Raw genomic sequence first — 13172 nt, 5'->3', positions numbered from 1 at the left:
GGTCAGCGGTAGATGGACTTGATGTTCTGGTATGCGGCAAGGCCTTCCGGTCCGAGTTCGCGGCCCATGCCGCTCTGTTTGACACCGCCGAACGGTGCGATCGGGTCCGGCAGGTAACGGTTGATGCCGATCGTGCCGGTCTGTACCCCGCGCGCCACGGCCTGCGCACGTTCCGGGTCGCTGCTCCAGACCGTGCCGCCGAGGCCGAAATCCGAGTCATTCGCGATGGCAACGGCATCGGCATCGTCGGAGTAGCCGATCACCGACAGCACCGGACCGAAGATCTCCTCGCGGGCGATGGTGGCGGTGTTGTTGATGTCGGCGAAGACGGTCGGCTGGACGAACCAGCCGTCGTCGAGTCCGGCGGGACGCCCACCACCGGTGGTGATACGGCCGCCTTCGCTGCGGCCCTGCGCGATGTAGCCCTCCACCCGATCACGGTGGCGCGCGGTGGCCATCGGGCCGATCTGGGTGCCCGGATCGCGCGAGTCACCGATGACCATCGATTCGGAGAACGCGGTGAGTACGTCGACCACCTCGTCGTAGCGCGAACGCGGTGCGAGGACGCGGGTGCCGAGGAAGCAGGTCTGGCCGTTGTTGGCGAGGGTCGCGACGAACAGATCGTTGCCGATGGTGGCGAGGTCGAGTTCGGCGTCGTCGAGGACGATGGTCGCCGACTTCCCGCCCAGCTCCAGCGTCACCGGGCGCAGGAGGCGTCCGCAGGTCTCGGCGATGGAGATGCCCGCAGCCGTCGATCCGGTGAAGGCGACCTTGTCGATCCCCGGGTGGGACACGAGATGCGCGCCGACCTCGCGTCCGCCGGGGACGACGTTGATCACGCCGTCCGGCAGTCCGGCCGCCTCTACGGCCTCGGCCAGCACGAATGCGTCGAGCACCGTCTCCGGGGACGGTTTGATCACCAACGTGCAGCCGGCTGCGAGCGCGGGGGCGAACTTGAAGGCGGCGAGGGTCTGCGGGAAGTTCCACGGGACGATCGCCCCGACGACCCCGATCGGGCTGCGGGTGACCTCGACGACGCCACCGAACATGCCTTCGCGGACATCGGCGGTCTGGTTCTCGATGAGGTCGGCGTAGTAGCGGAGCAGGGTCGACGGGTAGACGGCCTCGAGCTGCCCGGCCACCGCGATCGGCATCCCGTTCTGTGCCGACACCAGTCCGGCGAGCTGATCCTTGCGGGCCTCGAGTTCGTCGGCGAATCGGCGCAGGTGCCGAGCCCGGTCCGCGGCGGGCAGGCCCGACCACACGGACGGATCGTCGAACGCGGCCCGGGCCGCGGTGACGGCGGCGTCGACGTCGGCCACCGAGCCGTCGGGCACGCTGCCGATGACCTGGCCGGTGTTGGGTGAGGTCACCTCGATGCGGCCGGTACCCCGCGGTTGTTCCCAGCGCCCGCCGATGAACAGCTGGTCATGGGCGAGGCCCTCGTCCGGGATCAGGGCGGTCGGTGTGGCAGTGCTCATGGAAACCTCGATCTCTCGATGTGCAGTGATGACCATCACTGGTGTGGCGTGTGCCGGTCATCGTCACATCGAAAGCGCAGCGCTAACTGTCCGAGATCCGTACACCTGCCGGACACGGTTTGGCTCGGCGCCGTCGGCCACCGGGCCGGGGGTTCATGGCGTGATCCCGAGGGCGCGGATGCGGGCGTAGAGGGTGCTGCGGCTGATGCCCAATCGTTGGGCGGCATGCACCTTGTTGCCCTGGCAGTGGCCGAGCGCGTCGATGATGGCCTGGCGTTCGGTACGGTCGCGCATCGACAGGGTCGCCGCCTTGGTGGAGAGCCGATACCGCTCGGGGAGGTCGGCGAGCTCGATGTGACCGGCAGATCCGCGGGCGGCGGCGGTGTCGGCGGCCTGCTCGACGACTCGACGGAACTCGGTCAGGTTGGCGGGCCAGTCGTGGGCCATCAGCGCATCGACCGTCGCTGCCCCACACGTGCTCCCCGGACGTCGGGCGGTCGCGAAGAACGTGGCGAGCGCGCCGATGTGCTCGGTTCGGTGCCGGATCGCGGGGAGGGCCGCCTGTTCGTCGCACAGAGCGGTGACGGCGGCAACCGCCGGTCGGGCATCGGCCGAGGGGCCGCTGATCGCGATCACCGGCTGGATGCGGTCGGTGAGCATTCGGCGCACCAGCGCCAGTGCGGTGTCGGCGAGGAGGTCCAGTCCGTCGATGACCAGCACCTCGCCGGCCGCCCGGGCCTGTGTCGCGACGCGCGGGAGATCGACGGCGTCGCCGGAGGTGATCACCTCGGCGACGTCGAGGCGCCGTGCGGCACGTCCGTGCAGCGCCCGAGTGGCGCCGGTAGTCCGTCCGGTTCCGGCCTCGCCCGTCAGCGCCAGCGACCGCGGCGCGGCGACGGTGCCGGGGTCGAAGACGATCTCGGGGAACAGCGCATCGGGTGAGCGGCGATCGAGTCGCTCTCCGCGGGGGACCGGCCGATGCGCTGAGCGCGATGCGCGCAGCGTCACCACCGCGGCCCCGGGTGCGCCGGGCACCGCGTGGCCCGACAGTGTCACCGGGATTCCCGACGTGAGCAGCATCGTCTCCGGAAACGACGTCGACGCTCCGGCTGCCAGCGCTTTGAGCGCGCCGATGTCCGAGGTGTCGAGGAGCTCGGTGGCCAACGTGTTGGTCAGCAGCAGATCGTCGCCCACCGCGACCACCGCGGCGTCACGTCGGCCCGATGCCAGGTGGAACGCGTCCAGGATCGCCCGGTGAGAACTGCGCGAGGTGTCCAGCAGGCGGGCCTGGATGTCGGAGACCAGCCGGCCGACGAAGGACTGGAACAGCGGATTGACGGCCGAACTGATCTCGGTCATGCACAGGATGCCCTCGAGGCGCCGGGTCGTGGGATGCACGATCGGCCGCCCGTAGCAGCTCAGATGCTTGTACATCTCCAGGAAGTGCTCGGCACCGTTGACGGTCAGCGGGGCGCGGGTTTCGACGGGGGTGCCGAGGGCGGTGGTGCCCACCGACTCCTCGTCCATCGTCGATCCCAGCACCGCCCCCAGCCGGCTGATGCTGTGCTCGACCTGCGACCCGCCGTAGACGCTCGCGACGATTCGGGAGTCGGCATCGGTGAGCAGTAGAGCGATGTCGGCGTCGGCGAGCTGCTCGGACGCGGCGTCGAGCACCGGGCGGGCGGCACGCAGCACCAGATCGGATCTCGCCAAGTCCTCATCGACCAGAACGTCGGGCACGGCATCCGGGGCCAACCCATTCCCCACCGACCGGCGCCAGGAGATGTCGATCTCCGGACGCAACGGCGGCTGTGCCGCGCGGACCATGCCCAACCGCCCTTCTGGTGACGTGTGTCACACCATCATGGCAGATGGTGGACGTCCCATCGTCTCCGCGGCGCCTGGTGGGAACTCGCCGCTCGGCGAATACGTTCCATTCTCGTGGAGCCGCTATGTGTCCCAGCGTTGTGACCGTCGGCTCCTTCACCGTCAACCGACCCGAGCGAGAAAGACCTGATGAGACGCGCGAAGCGCCGAAAACGCCGACGATCTGACCTATCCCGACCCAGTGAGCAGCTGGGCACGAGTCATCGGAGCCGGCCGTGCTGACGCTCCTCGGTATCGCAGTCGGCATTCTGGTCGTCCTCGCCATCTCCGCGTTGACCGGCTACTTCGTGGCGCAGGAATTCGGCTACATGGCGGTCGACCGCTCCCGCCTCAAAGCTCGCGCCGAAGCCGGCGACAAGACCGCGGCCCGCGCCCTGTCGGTCACCCGCCGCACCTCCTTCATGCTGTCCGGCGCGCAACTCGGCATCACTGTCACCGGTCTGCTGGTCGGCTACGTCGCCGAACCGCTCATCGGCAGTGGTGTCGGTGACCTCCTCGGCGACGTCGGCATCCCCGTCGGTATCGGCGTCGCGATCGGCACGGTGATCGCGATCGCGTTCTCCACCGTCGTCCAGATGGTGTTCGGCGAGCTGTTCCCCAAGAATCTGGCCATCGCCCGCCCCGAACCGGTGGCGCGCGGGCTCAGCCGATCGACCACCGCCTACCTGGCCGTATTCGGCTGGTTGATCGCACTGTTCGACAAGTCGTCCAACCTGCTGCTGCGCGCCCTGCGGATCGAACCGGTCCACGACGTCGAGCATTCGGCCACGCCCCGCGACCTCGAACACATCGTCGCCGAATCCCGTGATGCCGGAGAACTGCCGGCCGACCTGTCCACCCTGCTCGACCGCGTCCTCGACTTTCCCACGCGCACCGCCGGACACGCGATGATCCCCCGCACCCGCGTGGACACCATCCGCGCCGATCGGCCGGCAGCCGATGTGCTGGCGGCGATGGCGACAGGCCATACCCGTTACCCGGTCGTCGACGACCGGGCCGAGGTGGTCGGCGTCATCCACCTGCACGACCTGCTCGGCTGGTCCGCCGAGGCCGATCGCGCCGCGTCGTCGACGGCCGGCGACGTATGCCGCCCGGCGGTGATCGTCCCGATGTCGCTGCCACTGACCGGCGTGCTCGCCCACATCGATGCCGCGTCCGACGAGATGGCCGTGGTGATCGATGAATACGGTGGTTTCGCCGGGGTCGTCACCGCCGAGGACATCGCTGAGGAACTCGTCGGTGAGATCGATGACGAGCACGACCCGCTCGAACGGTCCCCTATCGAGCAGACCGATGACGGATGGCAGATCGCCGGCGACGCCCACCTCGACGAGGTGTCCCGGGCCATCGGTATCGAGCTGCCGGAAGGGGATCATGAGACCCTCGCCGGGCTCGTGATCGCCGAGTACGCCGGCCTTCCCGCTGTCGGCGACCAGGTCACGATGACGCTGGAGCCCGACCCGGCGCTGCTGGCGCACCACGAGGAGGCCGAGCCTCGGACGGTGCACGTCCAGGTGCTCGAGATCGACAAGCACGTGCCCTCGAAGGTCTTGCTGACCGTCGACGCCACTGCGTCCGTAGGAGGCCGGGCATGAGCAACCCGTGGGTAGTGGTCGCGATCACCATCGCACTGATCGGCGCGAGTGCCTTTTTCGTCGCCGTCGAATTCGCGCTCATAGCGGCTCGGCGCCACCGTCTCGAGGATGCGGCACCCACCAGCCGATCGGCGCGGGCAGCGTTGCGCAGCGCATCGGAGCTGTCGGTACTGCTGGCCGGTTCGCAGCTGGGTATCACCATCTGCACCCTCGCTTTGGGTGCGATCACCAAACCCGCTGTGCACCATTGGCTCACGCCTGCCTTCAGCAGCTGGGGCATGCCATTGTGGACCGCGGACGTCGCCGGCTTCGTGCTGGCGCTGGTGATCGTCACCTTCCTGCATCTCGTGGTCGGTGAGATGGCTCCGAAATCGTGGGCCATCGCTCATCCGGAACGGTCGGCCACCATGCTGGCGATCCCGATGCGCGCATTCATCTGGCTGACCCGCCCGGTGATCACCCAGCTCAACAGCCTGGCCAACTGGTGTCTACGCCGTGTCGGTGTGCAGCCGGTCGATCAGGTGGGGGCCGGTCAGGACTCGGAGACCCTGCGTCACCTCGTCGAACACTCGGCGACGGTCGGGACGCTCGACGAGCGCTACCACGCACATCTGTCCAGCGCACTCGAACTCGAGGCGCTGACCGTCGGCGACGTGGTCGGTTCCGAGGCCGTGAGCGCGGTGCCGCCAACCGCGTCACCTGCCGAGATCCAGGCGACCTCGCTGACGACCGGACATCGCCGTCTCCTGGTGTGGGACAAGGCCTCGGGCGGCGCCGGCATCGAGGGTGTGGTCCATGTCCGCGACAGCCTCGCCGCCGCGACCGACTCCTCGGCAGCCGACCTGCTGCGGCCGGTGCTGACCTTCGGGTCCGCCGTTCCGGTCTATGAGGCCCTCGCGACGATGCGCGAGACGCGACGGCACGTGGCGGTCGTCGTCGACGACGACCGGGTCCTGGGCGTGCTCACCCTCAACGACGTGCTGGAACTCCTGCTGGCCACCACGGCTGCCTGATCGGTTGGCCGGCGGTGCCTTCCCTCTGATCGGGTAGCTGGCGCGCGTTTTCCCGCTGATCGAGTAGTCGACGATGCCCTTCCCGCTGATCGAGTAGCCGACGAACGGAGTGAGGAGGCGTATCGAGATCGGGGTTGGCGTGGGTTTCGATACGCGACTCACTCTGTTCGCTGCTACTCAACCAGCGGTTGGGTGCCCTTCCCCGGTGATCGAGTAGCTGGCGCGCGTTTTCCCGCTGATCGAGTAGCCGACGAACGGAGTGAGGAGGCGTATCGAGATCGGGGTTGGCGTGGGTTTCGATTCGCGACTCACTTCGTTCGCTGCTACTCAACCAGCGGGTGTCGCGACTCACTTCGTTCGCTGCTACTCAAACCGGGGGTGGTGGCGCGCCCTTCCCGCTGATTGCGATCACGTCCACTCGGCCTCCGTCAGAATCCACGGTTCCTTCGGCAATGCCTGCGGATCGAACCGTTCGGCGAGCATCGGAAGCGACACCGCCTCACCGGGTTCGGCCAGCCAGAGCGACTCCGCGATGCGCGACAACACCTGCTTGGCCGAGATGCCCTGGCCGGCGAGGTCGGCCAGGGTCACCGCACCGTCGCGTTTGCTGAGCCGGATGCGCTTGTCGTTGAGCACCATCGGCACGTGCGCATAGGTAGGCGGGACGTGACCGAGCAGCGTCGCCAAATAGGCCTGCCGCGGCGCGGACGACAGCAGGTCGGCTCCGCGTACCACCTGGTCGACGCCTTGTGCGGCATCGTCGACGACGACCGCCAGGTTGTAGGCGGGGGTGCCGTCATTGCGTTGGATGACGAAGTCGTCGACCATCCCGCTGTAGCTGCCGTGCAAGGCGTCGACGACGGTGAAGTCGGGGACGTCGGTGCGGAGACGAATCGCCGGGTCCCGGCCGCCGGCTCGACGTTCGGCCCGCTGCGCATCGGTGAGGTCGCGGCAGGTGCCGGGGTAGGCGCCCTCGGGCGCGTGCGGCGCCGACGGCGCCTCCAGGATCTCGCGCCGCGTACAGAAGCACTCGAAGGTGCGGCCGTCCTCGCGCAGCCCGTCGATCACCGACTGATACGACGGCAACCGGTCGGATTGGTAGACCACCGGCGGGTCCCAGTCCAGTCCCAGCGATGCCAGGTCGGCGAGTTGTCCGCGATCGGCGCCGACCGCGGTACGATCCAGGTCCTCCATCCGGATGAGGAACGACCGGTCGGTGGTCCGGGCGAACAACCAGGCCAGCACGGCTGTCCGCAGATTGCCGACGTGCAGCTCTCCCGACGGCGACGGCGCATACCGGCCCGCCGGCGGTGCGGTTTCTCCCAGGTCCATTGCGGATGAGCGTACAAGTAGCAACTATGGAGCCGTGGACCTCCCGGTAATGCCGCCGATCGCCCCCATGCTCGCCAAAGCCGTCACCACGGTTCCCGATCAGCCCGGTGGTGATCCGGTGTGGTCATACGAGCCGAAATGGGATGGCTTTCGGGCCTTGATCTTTCGCGACGGTGACGAGGTGGCCATCGGCTCGCGCGGCGGCAAGGACCTCGCCCGATATTTCCCCGAACTGGTGGCCGCCGCCAAGGCCGAGCTGCCCGACAAAGCCGTGGTGGATGGGGAGATCGGGGTGCCGGCGCTGATCGGGGATACCCATCGCCTCGACTGGGACTCGCTGGCCCAACGTATCCATCCCGCCGAATCACGGATCACCATGTTGGCGGAGAAGACCCCGGCGATCTTCATCGGTTTCGACGCCCTCGCACTGGGCAAGGCTAGCGTCATCGACGAACCGTTCTCGGTACGACGGGAGGCGCTGCTGCGGGCCATCGACCCCACCGACGGTGCCGACCGGACACTGAAGGTCAGCCGGGTGACCACCGATCCCGCCGTCGCGACCGACTGGTTCACCGCATTCGAAGGTGCCGGGCTCGACGGCGTGGTCGGCAAGCGGCTCGACGGGCGGTATGTCCCGAACAAACGGGAGATGGTGAAGGTCAAGCACAAGCGCACCGCCGACTGCGTGGTCTTCGGCTACCGCGTGCACAAGAGCGGCACCGGTCTCGGATCGATGCTGTTGGGGCTCTACGCCGACGGCGAGCTCCGCATGGTCGGAGGTGCCGGCGCGTTCTCCGACGCCAAGCGGATCGAGCTTCAGCAGATGTTCGAACCGATGCGCCTGGACCCCGACAAACCGGCGTCCGGCGAGCCGACACGGTGGCGGTCGGAGAAGTCGGGGGAGTGGATCCCGATCCGTCCCGAGCTGGTCGTCGAGGTCGCCTACGACCAGATGGAGAATCACCGCTTTCGCCACACCGTCAAGTTCCTCCGGTGGCGCCCGGACCGGGAACCGGAGAGCTGCACCTACGACCAGCTCGAGGTGCCACTCACCTACGACCTGCACGACGTGTTGGAAGGGGCGTCCTGACATGGCTTCTCGTTCCCCGGCCGAGGAACTCGACGTCGACGGGATCGCCGTCCGGCTGAGCAACCCGGACAAGATCTATTTCCCGCAACTCGGCGAGAGTGGCGGTCGCAAAAGGGATCTGGTCGGCTACTACCGGACGATGGCGCTGCAGGGCGCCATCATGACCGCGTTGCGGGATCGGCCGACCTTCCTGCAACGTTTCCCCGACGGCGTCGAGGGCGAGGAGATCTACCAGAAGCACATCGCCAAGAAACGGCCCGACCACGTCCAATCGACGCGCATCGTCTTTCCCTCCGGCAGAACCGGCGACGCCATCAAACCCACGGTGCCCGCCGACATCGTGTGGGGTGCGAACCTGGGCACCTTCACGTTTCACTCCTGGCCGACGCTCGACCCGGACAACGATCATCCGGATCAGCTGCGTATCGACCTGGACCCACAGCCCGGCACCAGCTTCGACGATGTCCGTCGGGTGGCGATCGAAGGTCTCGCGCCACTGCTCGAGGAGCTGGGCTACCGGGGCTACCCGAAAACCTCCGGCGGCCGCGGCATCCACGTCTTCGTGCCGATCGAACCCAAGTGGGACTTCATCGCGACCCGTCGTGCGGTGATCGCCGTCGCGCGCGAACTCGAACGCCGCGACCCGGACTCGGTGACCACGTCATGGTGGAAAGAGGAACGCGGAGAACGGATCTTCATCGATTTCAACCAGAACGCCCGCGACCGTACGATGGCATCCCCATACTCGGCACGCCGCAGCCCCAATGCGCGGGTGTCCACTCCGGTCACCTGGGACGAACTCGCCGACGTCGATCCCGACGACTGCACCATCGCCACCGTCCCGGATCTCGTTGCGAAACGCGGCGATCCGATGGCTGACATCGCCGAGCACCGCCGCGGTCTCGAGACCCTGCTGGAGATGGTGCAACGCGACGACGCCAACGGTCTGGGTGACATGCCCTACCCGCCCAGCTATCCGAAGATGCCCGGCGAGCCGCCGCGGGTGCAGCCGAGCAAGAAGGTGGCCGCGCACTGGGACGAGAAGGGGAATCGCGTGGAAGACTGATTTTTCCGCTGGTCGAGTAGGTGCCGACTCGCACCCGTCCGCTGGTCGAGTGGGTGCTCGAGCCGCATCGATCCGCTGGTCGAGTAGGTGCCGAGCCGCACCCATCCGCTGGTCGAGTGGGTGCTCGAGCCGCACCCATCCGCTGGTCGAGTAGGTGCGAGCCGCTAGGCGAGTACCGTATCGAGACCTCTTGTGGCATGCGGGATCTCGATATGCGACTCACTTCGTTCGCTGCTACTTGACCAGCGGTTGTGGTGCCTATCCGTTCCGCTGGTCGAGTAGGTGGCGAGCCGCTAGGCGAGGTACCGTATCGAGACCTCTTGTGACGTCCGGGGTCTCGATACGCGACTCACTTCGTTCGCTGCTACTCGACGATCGGTTGTGGTGCCCGTCCGTTCCGCTGGTCGAGTAGGTGCCGAGCCGTTAGGCGAGGGACCGTATCGAGACCTCTTGTGGCGTGCGGGGTCTCGATGCGCGACTCACTTCGTTCGCTGCTACTCGACCAGCGAGTGGGGGTCCCGACTCGCCAACATCTCCGCCCGATCCCTGATCCCGTACAACATCTTCCGCTCCATGACCAGCGAGCCCGGTTCCATCGGGAGCATCCCGATCTTGTCGCGCCACCGGGGCAGCCGGAACCGGTTGCGGCTGATCAGTCGGGTGGTGCCGTCACCGCGGTCGACGAGGGTGAACGCCCACACCCAGTTTCCGTCGCTCGACCGGGTCGCGAACGCCCGTCCCGGATCGGCGACCTGCACGAGCATCCGATTGGCTCCCAGCCCGATCACATCGCCCAGCTTCGGATGCTGGAACTCGTCGAGCACATGATCGGCGCTGTGCATGTGCAGGCCCAGCAGGTTCTCGATCCAGTCGTAGGTGTACGCGCCACCGCGGGGATCTGGACCCATCTGGGCCAGCCACGGGTAGACGCAGTCGGGTGGGGCCAGGACCGTGATGGCCCGCGTCGACACCCCGTCGGGGTCGGGTAGCAGGTCGTCGCCCGGCAGGTCCGCGACGACCTCCTCCGGCGTGGCGCCCCAGTTGAGGATCGGCTGTCGCAGAAATCGTTGATAGCCCACCGCCGCCGCGCCGGCAGCCAGTGCTCCGGTGGCGAGGACCAATCCGGTGTTCATACCTTCAGCATGCGCCGACGATCCGAACGTGTCGTGGGTCTTTGGACACCAGTCATGGCGCGACTGCGGCCGAGCTGGAACCATGGAGGACAGTCCGAGCGCAACGCCAGGTCGCGTCGCAGTGTTCGGGCCCGCGGTCCGGGCCCCACCGACGGTTCGACGACAGCCCTTGCTCGGACCCGAGCTGTCGGGAGACTCGTCGCTGCGAACCGATGTGGCGGAGGAGTTGCGTCATGCCTGAGAACGTCGCCCGCAAGCTCATCGGATCGCACCTGGAGTCCGGGGAGATGACCCCCGGCGAGGAGATCGCGATCCGCATCGATCAGACCCTCACCCAGGACGCCACCGGCACCCTGGTGATGCAGGAACTCGAAGCGCTCGAGCTCGACCGTGCCCGCACCGAGGTCAGCGTCCAATACGTCGATCACAACCTGTTGCAGACCGACGAGAAGAATGCGGAGGATCACGAGTACCTGCGGACCGCGTGCCAACGATTCGGGCTGTGGTACTCCAAACCGGGAAACGGGGTCTCCCATCCCACTCACATGCAGCGATTCGGTATACCCGGCAAGACGATGGTCGGTTCGGATTCACACACCCCGGCGGCGGGCTCGCTGGGGATGCTGGCGATCGGTGTCGGCGGCCTGGAGGTCGCGCTGGCGATCACCGGCCGTCCGCTCAACATCCGGATGCCCGAGATCTGGGGGATTCGGCTGGAGGGTGAACTGCCGGAATGGTGTTCGGCCAAGGACGTGATCCTGGAGATGCTGCGACGCCACGATGTGAAGGGCGGCGTCAACCGCATCATCGAATATCACGGCCCGGGGCTGGCGGGATTGACGGCCATGGACCGGCATGTCATCGCCAACATGGGCGCCGAATTGGGTGCCACCACATCGGTGTTCCCCAGCGACGACGCGGTCCGCGAGTTCCTCGCCGCTGAAGGCCGCGAGGACGACTGGTCCGAACTCATCGCCGACGACGACGCCACCTACGACATCTCCGACACCATCGACCTGAGTGAGATAGAACCGCTCATCGCGAAGCCGTCGTCGCCGGGCAATGTCGTCACGGTCCGTGAGGTCGCCGGTGAGGACATCTCCCAGGTGGTCATCGGGTCGAGTGCCAACCCCGGCCTGCGGGACTTCGCGATCGCCGCCGCGATGGTCGAGGGTCGGCAGACCGCGCCGCAGGTGAGCTTCGACGTGAACCCGACCTCGCGGGAGATCCTCACCGACCTCACCAAGATGGGTGCGACCGCCAATCTGGTGATCGGCGGTGCCCGCATCCATCAGGCCGGGTGCATGGGCTGCATCGGTATGGGCCAGGCCCCGGCGACCGGCCGTAACTCGTTGCGCACCATGCCGCGTAACTTTCCGGGACGTTCGGGTACCAAGGAGGATTCGGTCTGGTTGTGCTCGCCCGAGACGGCCGCCGCATCGGCGCTCACCGGCGTGATCACCGACCCACGCGACTGGGCCGCCGACGTCGGCATGGCCTACCCGAACATCGAATACCCGCAACAACATTCGATCAACACGGCGATGCTCGTGGAACCGTTGCCGGCCGACGAGGCGGCGAAGGTGCAGCCGGTGAAGGGACCCAACATCTCCAGCCTGCCCGAGCTCGACGACCTGCCCGACGAGATCGAGGTCCCGGTGCTGCTCAAGGTCGGCAACAACATCTCCACCGACGAGATCTCCCCGGCCGGGGCGCGCGCGCTGCCGTTCCGTTCCAACATCCCCAAGCTCGCCGAGTTCAGTTTCACCCAGATCGACGAGAGCTACCCGGAACGGGCCCGAGCCGCCGAGTCCGGCCACATCATCGTCGGTGGTGAGAACTATGGGCAGGGATCGTCGCGCGAGCACGCCGCGATCGCACCCCGGCACCTGGGCCTGCGTGTGGTGCTCGCCAAGTCCTTCGCCCGCATCCACTGGCAGAACCTGGCGAACTTCGGGGTGCTGGCCGTCGAGTTCGACGACCCGGCCGATTACGACGCCATCGACCAGGACGACGTGCTGCACCTCGAGAACCTGCGCGACACCCTGGGGTCCAAGGATGCGCTCACGGTCCACAATGTGACCAAGGACCGCAGCTTCACCGTGCAGCACCGGCTGTCGCCGCGACAGGTAGCCGACGTCCTGGCCGGTGGGCTGATCCCGCGGCTGGCGGCCGAGGAGCACTCCGACGAGCACTCGGAGGAGGAGACGGTGCTGCAGGACAGTGGGGAGATCAGTTAGCCCGCTGGCTGTGGGAGCCTGCCACCCGGTCCCTGGAGCTGAGGACTCCGGAGCATTACTGCCCCCGGTCCCTGAGGAACCCCGGTGCGCCAGCGGAGGGGTGTCACGAAGGGCCCTTCGTGACGCTCGCAGGCTCGCTCCTCAGGGACCGGGTAGGACGCTCGCAGGCTCGCTCCTCAGGGACCGGGTAGGACGCTCGCAGGCTCGCTCCTCAGGGACCGGGTAGGACGCTCGCAGGCTCGCTCCTCAGGGACCGGGTAGGACGCTCGCAGGCTGATCCTCAGGGAGCGGGTGGGGACAGTGCGCCCCGCACCCACCTCGACGCGCTGTATCGA

The 13172-nt window shown here is 67.5% G+C and carries 9 protein-coding genes; 5 read left to right on the top strand and 4 right to left on the bottom strand.

Annotation, left to right across the window (positions count from 1 at the left end):
• Window positions 1-2: 2 nt before the first annotated feature.
• On the bottom strand, window positions 3-1481 hold the full coding sequence (locus tag AC4AMJ_RS23240) for an aldehyde dehydrogenase (protein WP_489914981.1): 1479 nt from the start codon (window positions 1479-1481) through the stop codon (window positions 3-5).
• A gap of 153 nt (window positions 1482-1634) precedes the next feature.
• Complete coding sequence (locus AC4AMJ_RS23235; protein WP_489914979.1) at window positions 1635-3308, bottom strand: sigma-54-dependent Fis family transcriptional regulator; 1674 nt, start codon at window positions 3306-3308, stop codon at window positions 1635-1637.
• 275 nt (window positions 3309-3583) lie between these two features.
• On the opposite strand from AC4AMJ_RS23235, the gene AC4AMJ_RS23230 reads away from it, so the two are divergent.
• Complete coding sequence (locus AC4AMJ_RS23230) at window positions 3584-4963, top strand: hemolysin family protein (protein ID WP_489914977.1); 1380 nt, start codon at window positions 3584-3586, stop codon at window positions 4961-4963.
• The gene (locus AC4AMJ_RS23225) at window positions 4960-5976 is read left to right on the top strand and encodes a CNNM domain-containing protein (RefSeq protein WP_489898797.1); all 1017 of its coding nucleotides are present in this window, start codon (window positions 4960-4962) and stop codon (window positions 5974-5976) included. The genes AC4AMJ_RS23230 and AC4AMJ_RS23225 overlap by 4 nt, the downstream gene beginning before the upstream one ends.
• Window positions 5977-6384: 408 nt before the next feature.
• Here AC4AMJ_RS23225 and gluQRS read toward each other — a convergent pair whose 3' ends face one another.
• Entirely contained in the window at window positions 6385-7308 is a 924-nt protein-coding gene (gene gluQRS, locus AC4AMJ_RS23220; RefSeq protein ID WP_489898798.1) for a tRNA glutamyl-Q(34) synthetase GluQRS, read from the bottom strand.
• Window positions 7309-7342: 34 nt separating this feature from the next.
• Between gluQRS and AC4AMJ_RS23215 the strand changes: the two genes are divergently transcribed.
• Both AC4AMJ_RS23215 and AC4AMJ_RS23210 read left to right on the top strand, forming a co-directional pair.
• Window positions 7343-8398: an ATP-dependent DNA ligase gene (locus AC4AMJ_RS23215; protein WP_489914975.1), complete on the top strand. Its 1056-nt coding sequence runs from the start codon at window positions 7343-7345 to the stop codon at window positions 8396-8398.
• Window position 8399: 1 nt separating this feature from the next.
• Window positions 8400-9464 (top strand): DNA polymerase domain-containing protein, encoded by a 1065-nt coding sequence (locus AC4AMJ_RS23210; protein ID WP_489914973.1) that lies wholly within the window; start codon window positions 8400-8402, stop codon window positions 9462-9464.
• Window positions 9465-9958: 494 nt separating this feature from the next.
• On the opposite strand, the gene AC4AMJ_RS23205 is transcribed toward AC4AMJ_RS23210, so the two are convergent.
• Complete coding sequence (locus tag AC4AMJ_RS23205; RefSeq protein ID WP_489898801.1) at window positions 9959-10597, bottom strand: SRPBCC family protein; 639 nt, start codon at window positions 10595-10597, stop codon at window positions 9959-9961.
• Window positions 10598-10830: 233 nt separating this feature from the next.
• On the opposite strand from AC4AMJ_RS23205, the gene AC4AMJ_RS23200 reads away from it, so the two are divergent.
• Complete coding sequence (locus tag AC4AMJ_RS23200; RefSeq protein WP_489914971.1) at window positions 10831-12837, top strand: aconitate hydratase; 2007 nt, start codon at window positions 10831-10833, stop codon at window positions 12835-12837.
• Window positions 12838-13172: the final 335 nt, after the last annotated feature.

It is taken from the genome of Gordonia sp. LMA484, from assembly GCF_058129505.1.
This window is presented reverse-complemented; position numbering and strand designations above follow the sequence as displayed.

Excerpts from the sequence above, each read along its gene's own strand:
- AC4AMJ_RS23240 (WP_489914981.1), bottom strand. The coding sequence starts at position 1,481 with ATGAGCACTGCCACACCGACCGCCCTGATCCCGGACGAGGGCCTCGCC.
- AC4AMJ_RS23235 (WP_489914979.1), bottom strand. The coding sequence starts at position 3,308 with ATGGTCCGCGCGGCACAGCCGCCGTTGCGTCCGGAGATCGACATCTCC.
- AC4AMJ_RS23225 (WP_489898797.1), top strand. The coding sequence starts at position 4,960 with ATGAGCAACCCGTGGGTAGTGGTCGCGATCACCATCGCACTGATCGGC.
- gluQRS (WP_489898798.1), bottom strand. The coding sequence starts at position 7,308 with ATGGACCTGGGAGAAACCGCACCGCCGGCGGGCCGGTATGCGCCGTCG.
- AC4AMJ_RS23210 (WP_489914973.1), top strand. The coding sequence starts at position 8,400 with ATGGCTTCTCGTTCCCCGGCCGAGGAACTCGACGTCGACGGGATCGCC.
- AC4AMJ_RS23205 (WP_489898801.1), bottom strand. The coding sequence starts at position 10,597 with ATGAACACCGGATTGGTCCTCGCCACCGGAGCACTGGCTGCCGGCGCG.
- AC4AMJ_RS23200 (WP_489914971.1), top strand. The coding sequence starts at position 10,831 with ATGCCTGAGAACGTCGCCCGCAAGCTCATCGGATCGCACCTGGAGTCC.